Genomic DNA, 21,542 nt, shown 5'->3' with positions numbered 1-21,542 from the left:
GAAACCGAAGCCGGATCGCATCATGAGTATCTCCCTTGCCGACACCGCCACCCCAGTGGCCCAGATACCCCCGGGCGTGTTTCGGTGAATATGTTGATGCGCAGCTATAGCGCGCTCGAAGGCTTTCTCGCCCCGGCGCGCCCGCAGTCCGAACTCTGGCGCAGCGGGCTAGGGGCGGCGGCAATCGTGATGATCTATCTCGCCGCGGGCTGGGGGCTGCTGATCGTCCTGTCGCGCAGCATGCCCGACATCATGCTTTTGCGGCTGATGAACGAGATCGCGTCGGGGTCTACGCCGCGTGGGCTGGTCATCCTTCTGCTCACTTTCGCGCCGCTCCTGCTCGGCACGATTTTCGTGACCCGCAAGTTTCACGCCCGTTCCGCCGCGACGCTATTCGGCCCCGGCACGCTCCACTCGCTGCGCCTCCTGCTGCCGTGGCTTTTGCTGTTTTCCCTGCTCACCTTTGCGCTGGCGCTCCTGAGTGCCGATACCGGTCGGTCAAACCCCCTCCCGGTGGTATTGACTTGGGCACCGATGGCCGTGCCCTTTCTCGCGATACAGATCACTGCTGAAGAGGTGCTCTTTCGCGGCTACCTTCTCCAGCAGCTCGGCGCGCGCTCGCGCAATCCACTGGTCTGGATGGTGCTGCCCTCCGCGCTCTTCGCGCTGCTGCATTTTTCGCCCGGCGAATATGGCAGCCTCGCGATCTGGCCCGCGCTCTGGGCTTTTGCCTTCGGCTGCTTCGCCGCCGACCTCACCGCACGCACCGGAAATCTCGGAGCGGCCCTGGCACTTCATTTCGCCAATAATTTCGGATCGCTCTTTCTCGTGGGCTTCTATGGCCAGCTCGACGGGCTCGCCCTCTACACGATTGTGATCAATACCCGCAGCGGGTTCGATATGGCACCCTGGCTCCTGTTCGACATGCTCAATGTGGTGATCTGCTGGCTGATCGCCCGGCTCGCCTTGCGGGTCTGATTGCAATTCCCGCCGCCCCGGCGTATCTGGGCTGGAGCGAACACCGCCCCTTGCGAGAGGCCTGCCGATGAACTGGATCACCAACTATGTCCGCCCGCGGATCAACTCGCTGTTCTCGCGCCGCGAAGTGCCCGAGAACCTTTGGACGAAATGTCCCGAATGCGGAACCATGTTGTTCCACCGCGAGCTTGCCGAGAACCTGAACGTCTGCACGAATTGCGACCATCACCTCGCGATCACGCCGCGCACGCGGTTCGAAGCGCTCTTCGACGGAGGCATCTTCTCCGAGGTGAAGGTTCCCGAGCCGATCACCGATCCTTTGCATTTCAAGGATCAGAAGCGCTATCCCGACCGGATGAAGGCGGCGCAGAAATCGACCGGCGAGAAAGAGGCGATGCTCGTGGCCGAGGGCGAGATCGGCCGCACGCCGATCGTCGCGGCTGCGCAGGACTTCACCTTCATGGGCGGCTCGATGGGTATGTATGTCGGCAACGCGATCATCGCGGCGGCCGAACGAGCGGTGAAGCTCAAGCGCCCCCTGGTGCTGTTCTCGGCGGCAGGCGGCGCGCGGATGCAGGAAGGCATCCTGTCGCTGATGCAGATGCCGCGCACCACCGTCGCGGTGCAGATGCTCAAGGAAGCAGGGCTGCCCTATATCGTCGTGCTCACCCACCCGACCACGGGCGGGGTTACGGCCTCCTATGCGATGCTGGGCGATGTCCACATCGCAGAACCCAACGCGCTGATCTGCTTTGCTGGCCCGCGCGTGATCGAACAGACGATCCGCGAAAAACTCCCCGAGGGGTTCCAGCGCGCCGAATACCTGCTCGATCACGGCATGCTCGACCGCGTGACCCATCGCACGAAAATGCGCGAAGAACTGATCACCATCCTGCGCATGCTGATGAACCTGCCGCCCGCCGTCGTCGGCGATCTGCCCGCGCCCGAACAGGCCGCGGACGAGGCTTCTGCGGCGGAGGCCGAGACGAAGGCCTGATCCTTCTTCTTGATGAAAATATCTCGGGGGGCGGCGCAAGCCGCGGGGGCAGAGCCCCCTCTCGCTCAACTCCTGCGGGCCTCAGCGCTCGGCGGCAGAGCCCCCTCCCTTTTCTTCGTTTCAGCCCCGAGGCCCGCCCATGACCGACGCTTCCGACGTGATCCTCGAGCGTCTCATGGCGCTGCACCCGAAAGTCATCGATCTGTCCCTCGACCGGATGGAGCGGCTGCTCGCCGCCCTCGGCAACCCCCAGCACGACCTTCCGCCGGTGATCCATATCGCAGGCACGAACGGGAAGGGCTCGACCCAGGCGATGATCCGCGCGGGGCTGGAGGCGGCTGGCAAGCGCGTCCATGCCTATACCTCACCGCATCTGGCGCGGTTTCACGAACGGATCCGTCTGGCCGGTGAGCTGATCTCTGAGACCGACCTGGCCGCGCTTCTCGACGAGGTCGAGGCCGCGAATGGTGGCGAGGCGATCACCTTCTTCGAGGTGACGACCGCCGCTGCCCTTCTGGCCTTCGCTCGCACCCCTGCCGATTTCACCTTGCTCGAAGTCGGGCTTGGCGGGCGGCTCGATGCGACGAATGTGATCGACCGCCCCGCGCTCACGATCATCACGCCGGTCTCGATCGACCATCAGCAATTCCTGGGCGAAACGCTCCCCGAGATCGCCGGCGAGAAGGCCGGGATCATCAAGCGCGGCGTGGCCTGCATTGTCGGCCCGCAGCAAGAGGCCAGCCTCGAAGTGATCGAGGCGAAGGCCGAGCGTCTCGGCGCGCCGGTCCTTGCCTATGGACAGCACTGGCAGGTCTGGGAGGAGCGCGACCGGCTGATCTTCCAGGATGAGGCCGGCCTGCTCGACCTGCCGCTGCCGAACCTGCCCGGCCCGCATCAGATCATGAATGCCGGGGCGGCGCTGGCGTCCCTGCGGCACCTGGGCTTCGACGAGGCCGCCTGCGAGGCTGCCGTGACACAAGCCGAATGGCCCGCCCGGATGCAGCGTCTGCGCCACGGGCCATTGGTCGAGGCCGCGCCCAAAGCCGAGCTCTGGCTCGATGGCGGGCACAATCCGGCGGCGGGCGACACGATCGCGGCAACGCTTGCGCGGATGCCCAAACGCCCGACCCACCTGATCTGCGGCATGCTCAACACCAAGGACGTGACCGGCTACCTGCGCCCGCTCGCAGCCCATGCCGCCATGCTGCATGCCGTCTCGATCCCGGGCGAGGCGAACACGCTGCCCGCCGAGACCACCGCCGAGGCCGCCCGCGCCGTCGGGATGCAGGCCAGCCCGTCATCCTCCGTCGGCGTCGCTCTGGCCGAAATCGTCGCCGCCGATCCGCAGGCCCGAATCCTCATTTGCGGCTCGCTCTATCTTGCCGGACGCATCCTGCGCGAGAACGGCTGAGGCTGCGAGCTCGCACGCTTTCTGTGCAGCAACTCCGGTGGCATTGCGCCTGCCCCGCCCCTATCCTTTGCACGAACAGCGAAGGGGACAGCCATGCAGCTTGAGCTTGGGATCGACACGTTCGGAGATGTGACACGCGGGCCGGACGGGCTCTTGCGCAGTCATGCGCAGGTGATCCGCGATACGCTCGCCGAGGGGGAACTCGCCGATCAGGTCGGGCTCGATTACATCGGGCTTGGCGAACATCACCGCCCCGATTTCGCGATCGCCTCGACCGAGCCGATCCTCTCCGCGATCCTGGCCCGCACCGCCAAGATCAAGGCGGGCACCTCGGTCACCGTGCTCTCCTCGGACGATCCGATCCGCGTCTTCCAGCGTTTCGCGACGCTCGACGCGCTGGCGCCCGGACGCGCCGAAATCACCATCGGGCGCGGCTCTTTCACCGAGAGCTTTCCGCTCTTTGGGTTCGATCTGAACGATTACGAAGTGCTGTTCTCCGAGAAATCGCAATTGCTGCACCTTCTGGCCACGCAAGAGAAGGTCAGCTTCGAAGGCCAGACCCGACCGTCCTTGAGAAACGTCACCGTCTATCCGCGCCCCGAAACGCCACTGCGTATCTGGCGCGGGGTCGGCGGCACACCACAATCGGTGGTCGAGGCCGCAGCGATGCAGATGGACCTGATGATTGCGATCATCGGCGGGGATTCGACCCGATTCCGGCCTCACGTGGACCTTTTCCACCGCGCCCATGCACAGATGGGAACCAAACCGGGCAGGATCGGCGTGCACTCCCCGGGCCATATCGCCGAGACGGACGAGATCGCCCGCGAGGAATATTACGAAGGCTATGCGCGCATGCATGACGCGATCGGGCGCTCGCGCGGCTGGCCGCCGTTCCGGCGCGAAGCCTACCTGTCAGAGATCGAACACGGCTCACTCTATATCGGCAGCCCCGAGACCGTGGCGCGCAAGATCGCGCGGACGGTCAAGGCGTTGGGTCTGTCGCGCTTCACGCTGAAATATAGCGGCGGGCCGCAGGACCCCGCGCATCTGCGCAAGACGATCGAGCTTTACGGCACGAAGGTGCGCCCGCTGCTGGCGGAGATGCTGGCCTAGGCCTCTGCGGCCCAATCCGCGCCTTGCATCTCGCGCAGCCGGCTGGCGGTGCGTTCGAATTCGAACGTGCCCTCACCCTCGACATAGAGCCGTTCGGGTTCGTCGGCGGCCGAGCAGATCAGACGCACCTTCGCCTCGTAGAGCGCGTCGATCAGCGTCACGAAACGCTTGGCCTCGTTGAAGTTCGAGGCGGATAACAGCGGGATATCGTCGAGCAGCAACACGCGCACCGCATCGGCCACGGCGAGGTAGTCGGCGGGGCCGAGCGGCTGCGCGCACAGATCCCAGAAACTCGCACGCCCGACGCCCGCATGGAAATGCGGAAGCTCCACCTTTCGACCCTTCACGGTCAGTTCGAGCGTATGCACCGCGTCATGCCCCGTCAGCTCGTCCCAAAGCGCGTCCATTTTCGCGCGCGCCTCGCGGCCAGCGGGGGTGAAATAGACCTGCTCGCCCGACAGGCGGTGCTGTCGGTAATCGGTCTCGGAGGCCAGTTCGTACACGTCGAGCTTGTCGCGGATCAGCGTGATGAAGGGCAGGAAGAGCTGGCGGTTGAGGCCGTTCTTGTAAAGGTCTTCCGGCGGACGGTTCGAGGTGGTGACCACGGTCACGCCACGCTCGAACAGCGCCTCGAAGAGACGTCCCACGATCATCGCATCGGCGATGTCGGTGATCTGCATCTCGTCGAAGCACAGCAGCCGCAGCGAGCCCGCGACCTCCTCGGCCACCGGACGCATCGCGTCGATCGTGTTGGCACGGCGGGCGTCTTCCAGCTTGCCCTGGATCTCCTGCATGAAGGCGTGGAAATGCACGCGGCGCTTGGGCACGTCGGTCTGGCCGAAGAACATGTCCATCAGCATCGACTTGCCGCGCCCGACCCCGCCCCAGACATAAAGCCCGCGCACGCCGTCGACCGGTTTCACCTTTCGCGAGAAAAACCCGCGTTTCGCGGGTTCGGGTTTGGGGGCCGCTTCGAGCGCGACGCGGATCTCTTCGAGCTTCGGCAGGACGGCGCGCTGCGCGGCATCGGGGTTCAGATCCCCTTGCGCGACCATCATGTCGTAAAATTCGGGCAAGCTGCGTTTCATGGGGTTCCGATATAGCGCGCTCGCGGGATTGAAAAGCCCCGCCGCTTGCGCGAGCATCGGCGCCAAGGAGGACCCCATGGCCAAAGATCTGCCTGTGCTCGGCGCCGCGCTGAGCCTCGACATGTTCGCCCATCACCGCGACTGGATCCTTGCCGATCAGCGGGATCTGGAATTGCAAAGCTTTTGCTGGCCCAATTCCTCCGACGCCGACCTGCGCAAGATGGTGGCCCGCGCCAAGGAGCTGCTTGACGGCTATGAGGGGCGGCTGGGGCTGCACGGGCCTTTCACCTCCTTCAATATCGATTGCGCCGACCCCGAAATCATCGAGGTTATCCGCACAAGAATGCTGCGGGTGCTGGAGATCACCGCAGAGCTGGGCGGCGACCAGATGGTGATCCATTCGCCCTATTCGCTTTGGAAAGAGACCGACCTGCAACAAAACCCGGCGATCGGGTTCATCCAGGTGGAACGGGTCCGCTATGTCCTGACCCCGGTGATTGATCGCGCCGAGGAATTGGGCGTGACGCTGGTGATCGAGAATGTCGAGGACATCACGCCGGGGCTGCGCGTCGATCTGGCGGCGAAGATGAAGAGCAAGGCGGTGAAAGTCTCTCTCGACACGGGCCACGCGCAATTCATGCACCGTCGCTGCGGCGCGCCGCCTGTGGACGTGTTCGTCCATGCGGCGGGCACCGCGCTGCAACACGTCCATCTTCAGGATATCGACGGCTATGGCGACCGGCACTGGCATCCGGGAGAGGGCACGATCGCCTGGCATTCGGTCTTCGCCGCGCTGAACAAGTTGCCGGAGATGCCGAGGCTGATCCTCGAGGTGAATGACGAGGTTGGCCTGCGCAAGGGCGCGGATTATCTGGCATCACTGGGTCTTGCGCGGTAACGGCTTCGTGCAGGTCCGGTCCCTGCCTTGTGAAGCCCGGGGGCAAAGCGTAGTCTCTGCGCCGCAGAAAAAGCCGACAGGAGTGATCATGGCCAAACCGACCCCGCAACGTCTCCACCTCGTCTTCGGCGGCGAACTCGTGACCCCGAGCCGCACCGAGTTCAAGAATGTGGAAGATATCCATATCGTCGGCATGTTCCCGAACTATGCCTCCGCCTATGCGGCCTGGAAGGCCGAGGCGCAGCGTACGGTGGACGACGCCCATACGCGCTATTTCATCGCGCATCTGCATCGTCTGCGCGACGAAGAGCTCGAAGTTTCGACCACCGAAGAACTCGGCGGCTGAGCGGACGCGCGAGGCAGTCGATAGATGGTGCGATCCCTTCCCCTCTGGCTTCGGCTGCGACTGGCCTCGCTGCGTCCGGCCGGGCCACAGGCGAAAGCCGCGGCCGGGATCGCGCGCGGGGAGGGGCCGTTCCTCTGGGTCTGGTCGGGGCGGAAAAACGCCAAGGCAGCTGCGGTGCTGGTGCGTCGCATCGCGGCCAAAATGCCCGAGGCCCGGATCGTGCTGACCCTGCCCGAGGGGGCATCGGAGCCGCGCTCTCTGCCTGAGGGCGCGCTTTGCCTGCCGCGCCCCGAAGATCGTCCCGCCTCGATCCGGCTCGTGCTCGAGGCGTGGCGCCCCGATCTGGTGCTGGTGATGGGCGACGAGATGTCCGCGGCGCTGGTGACCGAGGCCGAACGCCTCTCGGTTTCGCTGATCATGGCCGATGCGCATTTCGGCGAGGGGCAGCACCTGCGCCTCGACGACGCGACCCTGACGCTGCTTGAGAAATTCGACCGCATCTATCTGCGCGACAGCAACAGCCTTCCGCTGGTAAGCGATCGCCTCTCGGGACCGATGATCTCGGTCAGCGATGCGGCGATGAGCGAGCCGCCCGAGCCGCTTTACAGCTCTGAGGCCGAGCGCGCCTCGATGGCGGAATCGATGGGGGCGCGCCCGGTCTGGCTCGCCGCTGCGGTGCCCGAGGACGAGCTCGATGCCGTTCTGGCCGCGCATCGCTATGCCCAGCGCCACGCCCATCGCCTGCTGCTGCTGCTGGCGCCCGATCTCGAGGAGGACGGAGCCCCCCTTGCCGAACGCCTCGGCGCCGAGGGCTGGTCGGTCGCGCGGCGCTCGCTCGAGGGCGAACCCGAGCCGACAACCGAGATCTTCATTGCCGATGACGCGCTCGAATATGGGCTGTGGTACCGGCTGGCCGCACTGAGCTACATGGGCGGGACGCTGTCGGGCAAGGCCAAGAACCCGCGCACGCCGATCGAGGCCGCGACGCTTGGCTCGGCTATCGTCCATGGACCCAGTCTCGAGCCCTATCGCGCGGAATATCTCCGTCTCGAAGGGGCCAAAGCCTGTCGCGGCGTGCGCACCTCCGACGACCTTCCGGAATTGCTGGCGGATCTCATTTCGCCGGAGCGGTCCGCGCAACTGGCGCATAATGCCTGGGCGGTGACGTCCGGCGGCGCGGGAGCTGTCGAAACCGTGGCGCGCGATCTGACCGAGATCCTGTCGGGCGCGCAGCCGTCGAGGGCAGCCTGATGGGAGCGCCGGCGTTCTGGTTCACGCGCCCCGATGCGCCAGCGCTGCGCGCGCGGCTTCTGAGCCCGCTCGGCGCAGTTTATGCCGCAATGACGCGCAAGCGAGTACGTCAGGCGGGGCTGCGGCTCAACGTTCCGGTGATCTCGGTCGGCAATATCAACGCAGGCGGCACCGGCAAGACGCCCACGGTGATCTGGCTGGTGCAGCACCTCGCCGCGCGCGGGGTCAACGCCCATGTCGTCACGCGCGGTTATGGTGGCTCGCTTGAAGGCCCGGTGCAGGTGAACGAGCGCGAGCACAGCGCCGATCAGACCGGTGACGAACCGCTGCTCCTCTCGGCTTTCGCGCCGACCTGGGTCGCCAAGGACCGCGCAGCAGGAGCACAAGCGGCGGTGGCGGCCGGGGCGCAGGCGATCATTTTTGACGACGCGCATCAGAACCCGGCGCTGGAGAAGGATCTCGCGATCGTCGTGGTCGATGCGCACAAGGGTTTCGGAAATGGCCGTTGCCTGCCCGCCGGACCGCTGCGCGAGCCGGTGGAAGCTGGCCTGGCCCGCGCCGATCTTGTGCTCTCCATCGGCGGCGAGACAGCGCAGAATGATTTCTCTGCTTTCTGGGGTTCCAGAATTTTGAAACCCCACCTGACCGGGTTCCTGGCGCCGCTTCAAACCGGGATGGATTGGGAGGGATTGGCCGTGCTCGCCTTTGCCGGCATCGGTCACCCCGAGAAATTCTTCGCCACCCTGCGCGACCTCGGAGCCAATCTTGTGCGCGGAGAGGCGCTTGAAGATCACCAGCCCTTTACCCCACGCCTCCTGCACCGGATCGAGACCGAAGCACAGCTTCTGGGCGCGCAGATGGTGACGACCGAGAAAGATGCCGTGCGCCTGCCCGCGAGCTTCCGGCCGAAAGTGCTGGCGCTGCCGGTGCGGCTGGAGATATCCGAGCCCTCCGCGATCAACGCCGCACTCGAAAAACTCGGGCTCTGACAGAAAAAGGCCGGCCCCGCGGGACCGGCCTGACGTCGAATGCCGACGCGATCAGTTGGCGGCTTTCGCCAGATCGTCGTCGAGGATCTTCTTGAAGTCACCCCAGGACATGTTGGAGTATTTCGTCCCGTTGATGATGAAGCTCGGCGTCGCGTCGATCTTGTCGGCCGAAGCGTTCTTCTGGTAGGTCGCGACGAGCTGCTCGGCACGCTTCTCATCGTTCATGCAGGTCGTGATCTGATCCTTCGTGAGACCGGCCTGAAGACCGATCTTGTGCAGATTGTTCACGATGGTCTGCTGCTTGCCGTCGCCGATCCACTCGCGCTGCTTGTCATAGAGCATGTTCGAGATGGCGTAGTATTTCATGTCGCCGCCGCATTGCGCGATCAGCCCGGCCCAAAGACCGAACTTGTCGAAATACACTTCGCGCTGGATGAACTTCACCTTGCCGGTGTCGATATATTCGGCCTTCAGCTTCGGGAATTCCCCGGCGTGCCAGTCCGCACAATGCGGGCAGGTGTAGGAGGCATATTCGATCACCGTCACCGGTGCGTCTTCCTGGCCCAGAACCACGTCGGGAAGTGTTTGCACGGTGCTCTGCTCCGCACTCGCTTCCTGCGCCTGCGCCGCGGTGATCAGGCTCGCCTCGCTGTGCTGGCTGGCATACCAGCCGCCCGCGGCGAGAACGCCCGCGACGGCCATGCCGCCAAGGATCGAGAGAGATTTGCTCATGTATCAGCCTTTCTTCTGTCCGGCCCGCTCTGCGGACCTCGATAGAACGTTTCTTGCCAGTTGTTCCAGCGCCGATTTCAGACCCTCGTCCGTGCAATCGGCGACCTGCTCATGCGCCTTGGCCATGATACGCGGATCGGGCGCGCGCGGTTCAGACTTCGGTTTCGGAGTGAATTGCGCCTGACCTTCGGCAAAGCCGGTCGGCGCGGTCTGGGTCAGCGAGATGCGCGAGATCGCATTATACCCGTAGCAGGCATTCACCTTCTCGCGGATCTGCGGCAGCTGCATCTGAAGCATCGGCGCGGCCGCTCCGGTCGTCAGCAACGTCAGCGTCGCCCCGAGCCCGCCTTTCGAATAGCCGATCTTGACGGGTCGGCATTGTGCGGCCGTGTCCTCGCCCACCACCTCGGCCCAATGCGTCAGAAGCCGCGACACCGCGAAACCCCGCGCCTCGCCCGCCGAACGAATCCGGTTGCGCAGAAGCCGACCTGCGGCCTCGAAGCCACGCATGCGCCTTTCGGGCGGGGATTGCGGATCGTTCTTACTCATACAGGGCGAAGTTCCTCTTGATCCGTCCCATTCTAAGCAGCACATCGGGTCGGGCCAACCGATCCTGAAGAGGGGAGCATAAACATTGCGTGACGGTAAAGGGGCAATCGGCGAAAGCCTGCTCAAATGGTACGATGCTCATGCGCGTGTACTGCCGTGGCGTGTGTCGCCTGCTGATCTCGCAGAGGGCGTGGTGCCCGATCCCTATCGCGTGTGGCTCTCCGAGGTCATGCTGCAACAGACCACGGTGGCTGCGGTGCGAGACTATTTCCGGCGCTTCACCGAGCGTTGGCCGGATGTCGCGGCGCTTGCGTCGGCCGAGGATGCGGATGTCATGGCCGAATGGGCGGGGCTTGGCTACTACGCCCGCGCCCGGAACCTGCTGAAATGCGCGCGCGTGGTGGCTCAGGATCTGGATGGCGTGTTCCCGGGAACGGCAACTGAGCTGCAAAAGCTCCCCGGTATAGGCCCCTACACCGCCGCCGCCATCGCCGCGATCGCCTATGACGAGCCGGTCGCGGTGGTCGATGGCAACGTGGAGCGCGTGGTCTCCCGACTGTTCTCCGTCGAGACGCCCCTTCCGGCTGCAAAGCCGGAACTGACCGCGCTCACGGCTGAAATCACTCCGCGGTCCCGGCCGGGCGACTTCGCACAGGCGATGATGGATCTCGGCGCCACGATCTGCACCCCGCGCAATCCGACCTGCGGGAGATGTCCCCTGGTGGGGGAGTGCGATGCGCGCAGCCGAGGGATTGCCGAGACCCTGCCCCGTAAAGCACCGAAGAAAGAGAAACCGACACGCAGGGGCTTCGCTTATGTGGTGATGAACGCCGCAGGCGATGTGCTGCTCGAACGGCGTCCGGATAAGGGGCTGCTCGGGGGCACCTTGGGCTTTCCCGGCTCGGACTGGTCCGAAGCGCCGACCCCGACGCCCCCGCTCGCAGCGGACTGGGTCGAATCCCCGATGGAGGTGCGCCACACCTTCACCCATTTCCACCTGATCCTGAGCGTCCACGTTGCGCGAGCGGATACAGACGGCCTCACCCCCCGCGACACCTTCCGCCCCGCCGATCTGCCCACGCTGATGCGCAAGGTCTGGGACGCCGCCCAAAGCGCCGATTGGCCGCAAGCCTGAGCGATTGAAACGGGTTAGCCTTAGGCTAAGATGGCCGCGCAACAACCGGGACCTCCCCATGTCGAGCCGCGACGAGATCCGCCGCCCCGCCCACGCCTTGCCCTTCTGGCTCTCGCTCGGCACCGTGCCGCTGGCGATGATCGAGGCACGGTTCGGCGGCTGGACCCTGACCCTGCTGCCCGCCTATGCGTGGTGGCTGACGACGCTGCTCGATCAGTTGCTCGGTCGGAATGAGGACCAGCCCGACACGGACACGCCCGAGGCGGATCTTTTCTGGTATCGCGCGATCACCCTGATCTGGTTCCCGATACAGGCGGCGGTGATCTTCGGCACGATCTGGTGGGTGACGCATACGGACCACCTGAACGGGCTCGAAATCGTCGCGCTGATGTTCGGCGTTGGCGTGATCTCGGGCACGATCGGCATCGTCTATGCGCATGAGCTGCTGCACCAGAAGACCAAGCTCGAGCGCTGGCTCGGCGATCTTCTGCTGGCCACGGTTCTCTATTCCCATTTCCGCACCGAGCATCTTCTGGTCCATCACCTCTGGGTCGGCACGCCACGCGATGCGGTTTCGGCGCGCTACAACGAGGGCTTTCACCGCTTCTTCTGGCGCGTGCTCTTCGAATGCCCCGGCTCGGCATGGAAGGCCGAGAAGCTGAAGCTCAGCCGCGCGGGCCGCCCGGTCTGGCATGGCTCCAACCCGTTCTGGCGCTACGCCGCGCTGCAAGCGCTGGCGTTGATCGCCGCCTTCGCGATCGGCGGCTGGATGGGGCTGGGTCTCTTTGTGCTGCAAGCCTTCTTCGCGGTCTGGCAGCTGGAGCTGACCAACTATGTCGAGCATTACGGGCTGACCCGCCAATACAAGGGCGACGGGCGTTATGAACATGTCCTGCCGCGCCATAGCTGGAACGCCGATCACATGGCCTCGAACTGGCTGTTGATCAATCTCCAGCGCCATTCGGATCACCATTACAAACCCGACCGCCGCTTCCCGCTCTTGCAAACCTACGATGCCGAGGAGGCGCCGCAATTGCCCTTCGGCTATCCCGGCATGACGGCGCTGGCGATGATCCCCCCACTCTGGCGGCGCCGCATGAACCCACGGGTGCGCGCCTGGCGCCGCAAATACTACCCCGAGATCGAGGACTGGACGCCTTACAACAAGGGCACGACACCGCTCCCGCGTGGATCTTTCTGACCCCCCTTCCTCTTGGCATAAATATCCCCGCCGGAGGCTCCCTCACGCGCCGTTTGCGCGGGTCTCAGGTCACGACGCGCAGCGTGAGATTTATCCGGCCGCCATTCGGCATGAGCGGACAGGTGCCGGGCTCGATCCGGTCGATGCCGTGATAAAGGAGCCGCGCCTCACCTCCCATCACCATGACATCGCCGGAACGCAGCCAGAGGCTTTCGGTCTTGCCCCCGCGCGTCGCGTTGCCGATCCGAAAGAGCCCGTCATCGCCCAGTGAGACCGACACGACAGGATGATCGAAATCCGCCTCGTCGCGATCCTGATGCATCCCCATCTTCGCATTCTCGCCGTAGAAGTTGATCAGGCAGCATTCCGGGGCGCGTGTCGTGCCCGAAACCGCTTCCCAGATCCGCAGGACCGATTGCGGGATCGGCGGCCACGGATGACCATCTGGATGGGTCTCCGAATAACGGTAGCCCCGCCGGTCCGAGACCCAGCCGAAGCGCCCCGCCGAGGTCATCCGCACCGACATCGGCTTGCCGTAAGGCGTCATCGGCGAGAACAGCGGCGCCTTTGCCACCAACCCGCGCAGCTCTTCGATCAGGCTTTTCTGCTCTTCCAGCGTCAGCCAGCCGGGATAATGCCGGAAGCCACGAATTTCCTGTGGCGCGGGGCGTGCGGTTGCGTCCTCGGGAATTTCTGTCATTTTCTCGCAATCTTCCTCGGGGGAGCCTTCTTGCAGGCCGATTTGGCCCTCCTTATATACGCTTCGAAGCCGGTCGCGGACCACAGCGTCCTCCGGCAGGACATGAAACCGAAACCCAAGGGATAGGGGCCGGGGGCCTGATTGGACCCGCACCCCGCCATATCGCCAAGAGAGGTAACATCATGGGTAAAGTTATTGGTATCGACCTCGGGACCACGAACTCCTGCGTCGCCATCATGGATGGTGCGCAACCCCGAGTGATCGAAAACTCCGAAGGGGCGCGCACCACCCCCTCGATCGTCGCTTACACCGACGATGAACGTCTGGTCGGCCAGCCGGCGAAACGCCAAGCGGTCACCAACCCGTCGAACACCATCTTCGCCGTCAAGCGCCTGATCGGCCGCCGCACCACCGATGCGGAAGTCGAGAAGGACAAGAAACTCGTCCCCTACAACATCGTCGATGGCGGCAATGGCGACGCATGGGTCGAAGTGAAGGGTGAGAAATACTCCCCCGCGCAGGTGTCGGCCGTCATTCTTCAGAAGATGAAGGAAACCGCTGAGAGCTATCTGGGCGAGGAAGTCACGCAGGCCGTCATTACCGTGCCCGCCTACTTCAACGACGCCCAGCGTCAGGCCACGAAAGACGCGGGCAAGATCGCCGGCCTCGAAGTGCTGCGCATCATCAACGAGCCGACTGCGGCTGCGCTCGCTTACGGCCTCGACAAGAAAGAAACGAAAACCATCGCGGTCTATGACCTCGGCGGCGGTACCTTCGACATCACCATCCTCGAGATCGACGATGGCCTGTTCGAAGTGAAGTCGACCAACGGCGACACCTTCCTCGGTGGTGAAGACTTCGACATGCGCATCGTGAACTACCTCGCCGAGGAGTTCAAAAAAGAGCATGGCGTCGATCTGACCAAGGACAAGATGGCGCTCCAGCGTCTGAAGGAAGCGGCCGAAAAGGCGAAGATCGAACTCTCGAGCTCGAGCCAGACCGAAATCAACCAGCCCTTCATCTCGATGGGCAAGGACGGCACGCCGCTGCACATGGTCATGAAGCTGACCCGTGCGAAGCTGGAAAGCCTCGTGGGCGATCTGATCAAGGCCTCGCTCAAGCCCTGCGCCGCCGCGCTGAAAGATGCCGGCGTGTCGAAGGACGAGATCGACGAGGTCGTGCTCGTCGGTGGTATGACCCGCATGCCGAAAGTCGTGGAAGAAGTGACCAACTTCTTCGGCAAGGAGCCGCATAAGGGTGTGAACCCGGACGAAGTCGTGGCGCTTGGCGCGGCCATTCAGGCCGGCGTTCTGCAAGGCGACGTGAAAGACGTGGTCCTGCTCGACGTGACCCCGCTGTCGCTGGGCATCGAGACGCTGGGTGGTGTCTTCACCCGCCTGATCGACCGCAACACGACGATCCCGACCAAGAAGTCGCAGATCTTCTCGACCGCGGAAGACAACCAGAACGCAGTGACGATCCGCGTCTTCCAGGGCGAGCGCGAGATGGCCGCGGACAACAAGCTGCTGGGGATGTTCAACCTCGAGAACATCCCGCCGGCGCCGCGCGGCATGCCGCAGATCGAAGTGACTTTCGACATCGACGCAAACGGCATCGTGTCCGTTTCGGCGAAGGACAAGGGCACCGGCAAGGAGCAGAAGATCACGATCCAGGCCTCGGGCGGTCTGTCCGACGAAGAGATCGAGAAAATGGTTCAGGACGCCGAGGCGAATGCCGAGGCCGACAAGTCCCGCAAGGAACTCGTCGAGACCAAGAACCAAGGCGAATCGCTCCTGCACTCGACCCGCAAATCGCTCGAAGAGCATGGCGACAAGGTCGATGCCTCGACGGTCGAAGTGATCGAACTGGCTGCCAACGCGCTTGAGGAAGCCCTCAAGACCGAGGAAGCCGGCAAGATCAAGGGCGCCATCCAGAACCTCACGGACGCGGCAATGAAACTCGGCGAGGCCATCTACAAGGCCGAGCAGGAGAAAGCCGGTCAGGGCGAGGCCTCGGACGAAGACGAGCCGCGCGATGTCGATGACGATATCGTCGATGCCGACTTCGAGGACCTGGGCGAGGACAAGCGCAAGTAATTGCGCGCGGAACGTCGGGCGGGCCTGCCGAATCTAGGCGGGCCCGTTCCCATGTTCCCCCAAGAGGGGTAGCCAATGGCAAAACGTGACTATTACGACGTTCTGGGAATCGCCAAGGGCGCCTCGGCCGAAGAGATCAAGAAGGCCTATCGCAAGAAGGCCAAGGAACTCCATCCCGACCGCAACTCCGACAATCCCGATGCCGAGTCCCAGTTCAAGGAAGCGAACGAGGCTTACGACGTTCTGAAGGATCCCGAGAAGAAGGCAGCCTATGACCGCTTCGGTCACGCGGCCTTCGAGGGTGGCATGGGCGGCGGCCCGCGGCCCGGTGGCGGTTTCGGCGGCGGTCCGGGTCAGGGCGACTTCGCCTCGGCCTTCTCGGATGTGTTCGAGGATCTGTTCGGCGACTTCATGGGTGGCCGTGGTGGTGGCAATCCGCGCTCGCGTGCGCAACGCGGCTCGGATCTGCGCTACAATCTGCGCGTCACGCTTGAAGAGGCGTTCAAGGGCACCCAGAAGACGATCAACGTGCCGTCCTCGGCGGCCTGTACCGCCTGTAACGGCACCGGTGCCGAAGGCGGGGCAGAACCGCAAACCTGTCCGACCTGTTCGGGGTTGGGCAAGGTGCGCGCGCAAAACGGCTTCTTCACCGTCGAGCGGACCTGCCCGACCTGTGGTGGCCAGGGCCAGGTGGTCAAGAACCCCTGCAAGGTCTGCCATGGCGCAGGCCGGGTGGAGACCGATCGCCAGCTTCAGGTCAACATCCCTCCGGGGGTGGAGACGGGCACCCGCATCCGCCACGCCGGCGAAGGCGAGGCGGGTCTGCGCGGCGGTCCCTCGGGCGATCTCTATATCTTCATCGAGGTCCAGCCGCACCAGATCTTCGAGCGCGACGGCACCGATCTGCATTGCCGCGTGCCGGTGAGCATGGCGACGGCCGCCCTGGGTGGCGAGGTCGAGGTGCCGACGATCGACGGCGGGCGCTCGCGCGTGAAGATCCCGGCGGGCAGTCAATCGGGCCGGCAGATGCGACTGCGCGGCAAGGGCATGCCGGCGCTGCGCGGCGGCGGGGTCGGTGACATGTTCATCGAACTCGCGGTCGAGACGCCGGTGAACCTGACCGCGCGCCAAAAGGAGATCCTGAAGGAATTTCAGGAGATCGAGGCCGAGAACAACCCGGAAGGGGCGAGCTTCTTCAAGAAGGTCAAGAACTTCTGGGATGGCATGACGCAATGAGAAGGCGCCTTCGGGCGCCTTTTTCATATCCCGTATTCCGTGCCGGTTAAGCCTTTGTTCATCGCGAATCGGCCATGCTGCCCGCATGGACGAGACCTCGCATAGCTGCCAAGAATCCCCGCTGCCGCTGTTTGGCGCTCAGGCCGCCACGCCGGTCGCGGCCCCGGGCAAGCAGCCCTCTTACCTCATCGATCACCGCCGACGTCTGCGGGAACGGTTCATGGAGGGCGGCGCGCGGGCGATGCCGGATTACGAACTCCTCGAACTCGTGCTGTTTCGCGCAATTCCCCGGCAAGACGTGAAACCGCTCGCGCGTCGCCTGATCGACAGTTTCGGGGATTTCGGGCGTGTGGTCTCTGCCCCGCCCGCGCGTCTGCGCCAGGTGACCGGCGTGGGCGAGGCCGTGATCCAGGAGCTCAAGATCGTCGAAGCCGCCTCGCAGCGACTGGCGCGCTCCAAGGTGATGCAGCGGCCGGTGCTAAGCTCGTGGGAGGCACTTATCGATTACTGTCACACCTCCATGTCCCATGCCGAGACAGAGCAATTCCGCCTGCTGTTGCTCGATCGAAAGAACAGGCTGATCGCGGATGAGGAGCAGGGTCGCGGCACCGTGGATCATGTGCCGGTCTATCCGCGCGAGGTGATCAAGCGTGCGCTGGAGGCCAATGCCTCGGCGCTGATCTTGGTGCACAACCACCCCTCGGGCGACCCTACCCCATCAGAAGCTGACATCGTGATCACCCGCCAGATTGCGCAGGCAGCCGAACTGTTCGGGATCGTGCTGCACGACCATCTGATCCTGGGTAAGGATCGCGAGGTCAGCCTGCGTGCAGAGGGCTTTTACTGAGTGGCGGCGTTCGCGGCCATCTGATTGGCGAAACCGGGCAACGACAACACGACCGCCCCGCCATCGGCCGGGCAGCTCGGCAGGTCGATCTCGAGAGGCGTCTCGGGATGCGCCCGACCGCCGACCACATTCCAAACAGACCCTGTCACGGTCTTGCCGCAGTTATCTTCATTGAGCGCGATATCGAGCTCGAGCCCGACCTCCGTCAGATCCGATGGCGCGGTATAGATTTCGACCTGCTTGCCATCGACCGTCTGGAACTGCGCCATGTACCCGCCCTTGGGCGTATCATAGGTGCGCGGCGTGGCGATACTGACATGCCCCGCCTCGTCAAACCCGGCGCCATTCTCATAGGCGTTGAGATGCATCTCGTCGCCTTGCGCGCTGATCAGGATCGCGCGGTTGACGCGATCGATGCCGGCGACGGAGACGCTGTTCCGCGCGATGCGTTCACCATGCGCGAAGACCGTCAGTTCCGCCTGCGCATCGAGAACGGGCAGCATCTCGGACCAGTTCCCACGTCCGTCGGTCCGCCCTTCGAGCATCAGCTTGCCATCATGAAGCACGATTTCGGAATTGCGCTGGCAGGGGGCGGTAAGAGTGACGCGCAACAGGCCCGCCCCGCTCGCATCCGCGCTCAGCTGCGCGGGTGCGCAATCGGGCAGGCTCGCGCCTTTTTCTGCAAACCCCGGCGCTGGGGAGGCGGCGCTCTCAGGCGCGTTCATCTGCGGCAGGGTGCGCGGCATGGCAAAGCCGTCTCCCATGGCGCTCGCCATGGTGGGGATCATCCCCACGCCCGTGTCGCGCACGATGTTGCGGCTCGGAGGATTGCGCAGGACGGTCTGGCTGATGAGCTGCACGCGCGCGATCGGCGGCTTCAACATCGGCTTGGGCAGGCGCGGCGCAATCCGGTCCTGCCAATCAGCGATCGGCATCATCGGCGCGATGTAGTCGGTATCGAGCGCAGGCGAAGGCCCAACGGTCTGCATGACATGGCCAGTCGCGGCTGCGAGCAGGAAGGTCGCGCCGATCATGGATATCTTGCGGATATTGCGCATCAAGGCCTCCGGCAGACTTACTTTCCGGAGAATTAATGGGGGAAAGCGGCGAAGCTGGGCGCGAATTGAGAAAACTTTGCGGCACGCTAAGGTTGAGCGTTTCGCAAATATTGTGAAATCTCTATTGAATTTCGACTAGATATGGAAAAGGCGGCCCTCGCCGCCTTTTCTTTGCCGTATTTCGTCAGACGAGCTGACCGTGGCAGTGCTTGAACTTCTTGCCCGAACCACAGGGGCACGGGTCGTTGCGCGCCGGATCGCCCCAGGTCGCAGGATCGGATTCGTCGAAACCGGGCAGCGCCTCGGCCACCACTTCCGCTTCCTCTGCCGGGACGGCCGAAGCCTCGGCCACATCGGCTTGCGGGGCGGTCTGAGGCTGCATCTGCGCCTGCATCTGCTCCTGCTCTTCGGCCGTCAGGGGACGGATGCGCATGAGCTGCTGGGTCACCTCCGAGCGCAGGCTGTCGAGCATGATCTCGAAAAGCTGGAAGCTCTCGGTCTTGAACTCCGACAGCGGGTCACGCTGCGCATAGCCGCGGAAGCCGATGGTCTGGCGCAGCTGGTCGAGCGTGACGAGGTGTTCGCGCCATTTCGCGTCGATGATCTGCAAGAGCACCTGCTTTTCGATGAGCTGCATCGTCTCGGGGCCGAACGCCTCGGCCTTCTCGGCCATCATCGTGTCGGTGGCCTCTTCGAGACGTTCGATCACCACGTCCTGATCGACGCCCTCTTCCTCGGCCCATTTCGCGATCGGCGCGTCGAGGCTCAACTGCTCCATCACCGCCTGATGCATACCCTCGACATCCCATTGGTCGGCATAGCTTTTCGGCGGCATGTAGCGATCCACGAGATCCTCGATGACCTGCACGCGCATGTCGCGGGTGATCTCGCCGACCTCTTCGCTTTCCATGATCTCACGACGCTGCGAGAAGACCGCTTTCCGCTGGTCGTTCATCACATCGTCGAATTTCAAGAGTTGCTTGCGGATGTCGAAGTTGCGACCTTCGACCTTCGCCTGAGCGCGTTCAAGCGACTTGTTCACCCAGGGGTGAATGATCGCTTCGCCCTCTTTCATCCCGAGCTTCGACAGAACCGCGTCAAGCTTGTCCGATCCGAAGATGCGCATCAGGTCGTCTTCGAGCGAAAGGAAGAACAGCGAGCGGCCCGGGTCGCCCTGACGGCCCGAACGGCCGCGCAGCTGGTTGTCGATGCGGCGGCTCTCGTGGCGTTCGGTCGCGAGCACGAAGAGACCACCGGCCTCCAGCACCTTCTGCTTCTCGTCGGCGGTCTCGGCCTCGATCCGCTTGCGCACCTCTTCGGGATCGGCCTCGGGGTTCGCGGCGAGCTCGTCCTGCACACGCATCTCGACATTGCCACCAAGCTGGATGTCGGTGCCGCGCCCGGCCATGTTCGTCGCGATCGTCACCGCGCCCAGACGGCCTGCCTCGGCCACGATCTGCGCTTCCTGCTCGTGCTGGCGGGCGTTCAGAACGTTATGCTTGATGCCAGCCTGGGTCAGCATTTCCGAGAGCATCTCGGATTTCTCGATCGATGTCGTGCCGACAAGGATCGGCTGGCCCTTCTCATGCGCCTTGAGGATCGCCTGCACCACCGCATCGTATTTCTCTTTTGCGGTGCGATAGACGCGATCGTGATCGTCCTTGCGGGCGATCGGGCGGTTCGTGGGGATCTCGACGACGCCGAGCGAATAGATCTCGGCGAATTCCTCGGCCTCGGTGGCCGCGGTGCCGGTCATGCCGCCGAGCTTGTTGTAGAGGCGGAAGTAGTTCTGGAAGGTCACCGAAGCCAGCGTCACGTTCTCGGGCTGGATCTGCACGCCTTCCTTCGCTTCGATTGCCTGATGCAGGCCTTCGGACAGGCGGCGGCCCTTCATCATGCGGCCGGTGAATTCGTCGATCAACACGACATCGCCACCCATGACGACATAGTTCTGATCCTTGAAGAACAGTTTGTGGGCCCGCAGCGCCTGGTTCACGTGGTGAACGATGGTGGTGCTTTCGGGATCGTAGAGCGACTGGCCTTCGGGGAGCACACCCGCCTCGTGCAGGATCTGCTCGAGGAATTCGTTACCCTCTTCAGTGAAGGTCGCGGTGCGCTGTTTCTCGTCGACGGTGTAATGCTCTTCGGTCAGCTGGGGGATGAACTTGTCGAGCGTGACGTAAAGCTCCGAGCGGTCATCCGACGGGCCGGAGATGATCAGCGGCGTGCGCGCCTCGTCGATCAGGATCGAGTCCACCTCGTCGATGATCGCGAAGAAATGGCCGCGCTGCATCATCTGGTCGACCGAGGTCTTCATGTTGTCGCGCAGGTAGTCGAAGCCCAGCTCGTTATTGGTCGCGTAGGTCACGTCCGCGGCATAGGCGAGCTTCTTCTCGGGCTCGGGCTGGAACGGCACCACGACGCCACAGCTCAGGCCGAGCGCGTTATAGACCTTGCCCATCCATTCCGAGTCGCGGCGGGCGAGGTAGTCGTTCACGGTGACGACATGCACGCCCTTGCCCGCGAGCGCGTTCAGATAGGCCGGGAAGGTCGCGACGAGGGTCTTGCCCTCACCTGTCTTCATCTCGGCGATGTTGCCCTGATGCAGGAAGATCCCGCCGATCAGCTGCACGTCGAAGGCGCGCAGACCAAGCGCGCGCTTCGCGGCTTCGCGGCAGTTGGCGAAGGCTTCGGGCAGGATCTTGTCGAGGCTTTCGCCTTCTTCCTGCACGCGGCGCTGAAACTCGCGTGTCTTTTCAATGAGCTGCTCATCGGTGAGCGGTGCAAACTCTTCTTCCAGTGCGTTGATCTTGGCCACCAGCGGGCGCACCGATTTCACCTTGCGGTCGTTCGATGAACCGAAGACCTTCTTCGCGAGTGTTCCGATGCCGAGCATGTAATCTCCGAGGGTAGC

Annotated in this window: 19 protein-coding genes; 13 read left to right on the top strand and 6 right to left on the bottom strand. The window is 64.0% G+C overall.

Annotated elements, in window-relative coordinates; translation table 11 throughout:
- Positions 1-96: 96 nt before the first annotated feature.
- The 4 genes from BMG00_RS09950 to BMG00_RS09935 all read left to right on the top strand — a co-directional run bounded on the left by BMG00_RS09950 (position 97) and on the right by BMG00_RS09935 (position 4,502).
- Positions 97-978: a CPBP family intramembrane glutamic endopeptidase gene (locus BMG00_RS09950; RefSeq protein ID WP_158521709.1), complete on the top strand. Its 882-nt coding sequence runs from the start codon at positions 97-99 to the stop codon at positions 976-978.
- 67 nt (positions 979-1,045) lie between these two features.
- Positions 1,046-1,975, top strand: a complete 930-nt coding sequence (gene accD / locus BMG00_RS09945) for an acetyl-CoA carboxylase, carboxyltransferase subunit beta (RefSeq protein ID WP_078526982.1) — start codon at positions 1,046-1,048, stop codon at positions 1,973-1,975.
- Between the two features lie 139 nt (positions 1,976-2,114).
- Positions 2,115-3,386: a bifunctional folylpolyglutamate synthase/dihydrofolate synthase gene (locus tag BMG00_RS09940; protein ID WP_078574179.1), complete on the top strand. Its 1,272-nt coding sequence runs from the start codon at positions 2,115-2,117 to the stop codon at positions 3,384-3,386.
- Between the two features lie 93 nt (positions 3,387-3,479).
- Complete coding sequence (locus tag BMG00_RS09935) at positions 3,480-4,502, top strand: LLM class flavin-dependent oxidoreductase (protein WP_078574178.1); 1,023 nt, start codon at positions 3,480-3,482, stop codon at positions 4,500-4,502.
- Here BMG00_RS09935 and zapE read toward each other — a convergent pair.
- A complete protein-coding gene (zapE, locus tag BMG00_RS09930; RefSeq protein WP_078527268.1) occupies positions 4,499-5,590 on the bottom strand; it encodes a cell division protein ZapE in 1,092 nt (363 codons plus the stop codon). The two genes, BMG00_RS09935 and zapE, sit on opposite strands and share 4 nt — an antisense overlap.
- Positions 5,591-5,666: 76 nt before the next feature.
- On the opposite strand from zapE, the gene BMG00_RS09925 reads away from it, so the two are divergent.
- From BMG00_RS09925 to lpxK, 4 genes are all read left to right on the top strand, one after another.
- Positions 5,667-6,488 carry a sugar phosphate isomerase/epimerase family protein gene (locus tag BMG00_RS09925; protein WP_078574177.1) on the top strand — a complete coding sequence of 274 codons (822 nt, stop codon included), beginning with the start codon at positions 5,667-5,669 and terminating at the stop codon, positions 6,486-6,488.
- An 88-nt stretch (positions 6,489-6,576) separates the two neighbouring features.
- The gene (locus BMG00_RS09920) at positions 6,577-6,834 is read left to right on the top strand and encodes a DUF4170 domain-containing protein (RefSeq protein ID WP_078526950.1); all 258 of its coding nucleotides are present in this window, start codon (positions 6,577-6,579) and stop codon (positions 6,832-6,834) included.
- Positions 6,835-6,858: 24 nt separating this feature from the next.
- A complete protein-coding gene (locus tag BMG00_RS09915) occupies positions 6,859-8,085 on the top strand; it encodes a 3-deoxy-D-manno-octulosonic acid transferase (protein ID WP_078574176.1) in 1,227 nt (408 codons plus the stop codon).
- Positions 8,085-9,074 carry a tetraacyldisaccharide 4'-kinase gene (gene lpxK, locus BMG00_RS09910; RefSeq protein WP_078574175.1) on the top strand — a complete coding sequence of 330 codons (990 nt, stop codon included), beginning with the start codon at positions 8,085-8,087 and terminating at the stop codon, positions 9,072-9,074. Before BMG00_RS09915 ends, lpxK begins: the two co-directional genes overlap by 1 nt.
- A 51-nt stretch (positions 9,075-9,125) precedes the next feature.
- Here lpxK and BMG00_RS09905 read toward each other — a convergent pair whose 3' ends face one another.
- Both BMG00_RS09905 and BMG00_RS09900 read right to left on the bottom strand, forming a co-directional pair.
- A complete protein-coding gene (locus tag BMG00_RS09905) occupies positions 9,126-9,806 on the bottom strand; it encodes a DsbA family protein (protein ID WP_078574174.1) in 681 nt (226 codons plus the stop codon).
- A gap of 3 nt (positions 9,807-9,809) precedes the next feature.
- A complete protein-coding gene (locus tag BMG00_RS09900; protein WP_245794981.1) occupies positions 9,810-10,355 on the bottom strand; it encodes a DUF721 domain-containing protein in 546 nt (181 codons plus the stop codon).
- An 85-nt stretch (positions 10,356-10,440) separates the two neighbouring features.
- On the opposite strand from BMG00_RS09900, the gene mutY reads away from it, so the two are divergent.
- Both mutY and BMG00_RS09890 read left to right on the top strand, forming a co-directional pair.
- On the top strand, positions 10,441-11,490 hold the full coding sequence (gene mutY / locus BMG00_RS09895; protein WP_078574172.1) for an A/G-specific adenine glycosylase: 1,050 nt from the start codon (positions 10,441-10,443) through the stop codon (positions 11,488-11,490).
- Positions 11,491-11,548: 58 nt separating this feature from the next.
- Complete coding sequence (locus BMG00_RS09890; RefSeq protein WP_078526925.1) at positions 11,549-12,691, top strand: alkane 1-monooxygenase; 1,143 nt, start codon at positions 11,549-11,551, stop codon at positions 12,689-12,691.
- Between the two features lie 64 nt (positions 12,692-12,755).
- On the opposite strand, the gene BMG00_RS09885 is transcribed toward BMG00_RS09890, so the two are convergent.
- On the bottom strand, positions 12,756-13,391 hold the full coding sequence (locus BMG00_RS09885; protein ID WP_078574292.1) for an alpha-ketoglutarate-dependent dioxygenase AlkB family protein: 636 nt from the start codon (positions 13,389-13,391) through the stop codon (positions 12,756-12,758).
- 182 nt (positions 13,392-13,573) lie between these two features.
- On the opposite strand from BMG00_RS09885, the gene dnaK reads away from it, so the two are divergent.
- From dnaK to radC, 3 genes are all read left to right on the top strand, one after another.
- Entirely contained in the window at positions 13,574-15,487 is a 1,914-nt protein-coding gene (dnaK, locus tag BMG00_RS09880; protein ID WP_078526923.1) for a molecular chaperone DnaK, read from the top strand.
- A gap of 75 nt (positions 15,488-15,562) precedes the next feature.
- Entirely contained in the window at positions 15,563-16,723 is a 1,161-nt protein-coding gene (gene dnaJ, locus BMG00_RS09875; protein ID WP_078526921.1) for a molecular chaperone DnaJ, read from the top strand.
- An 85-nt stretch (positions 16,724-16,808) separates the two neighbouring features.
- Positions 16,809-17,570 (top strand): RadC family protein, encoded by a 762-nt coding sequence (gene radC, locus BMG00_RS09870; RefSeq protein ID WP_078574171.1) that lies wholly within the window; start codon positions 16,809-16,811, stop codon positions 17,568-17,570.
- On the opposite strand, the gene BMG00_RS09865 is transcribed toward radC, so the two are convergent.
- Positions 17,564-18,628, bottom strand: coding sequence for a hypothetical protein (locus tag BMG00_RS09865; protein WP_078526917.1), 1,065 nt, complete (start codon positions 18,626-18,628; stop codon positions 17,564-17,566). The genes radC and BMG00_RS09865 overlap by 7 nt on opposite strands.
- A 184-nt stretch (positions 18,629-18,812) precedes the next feature.
- Positions 18,813-21,524, bottom strand: coding sequence for a preprotein translocase subunit SecA (secA, locus tag BMG00_RS09860; RefSeq protein WP_078574169.1), 2,712 nt, complete (start codon positions 21,522-21,524; stop codon positions 18,813-18,815).
- Between the last annotated feature and the right edge of the window lie 18 nt (positions 21,525-21,542).

The organism is Thioclava marina (genome assembly GCF_002020135.1).
In the GTDB taxonomy this organism is placed as follows: domain Bacteria; phylum Pseudomonadota; class Alphaproteobacteria; order Rhodobacterales; family Rhodobacteraceae; genus Thioclava; species Thioclava marina.
The sequence above is the reverse complement of the archived record's forward strand: the minus strand, read 5'-3'. Positions and strand labels throughout refer to the sequence as shown.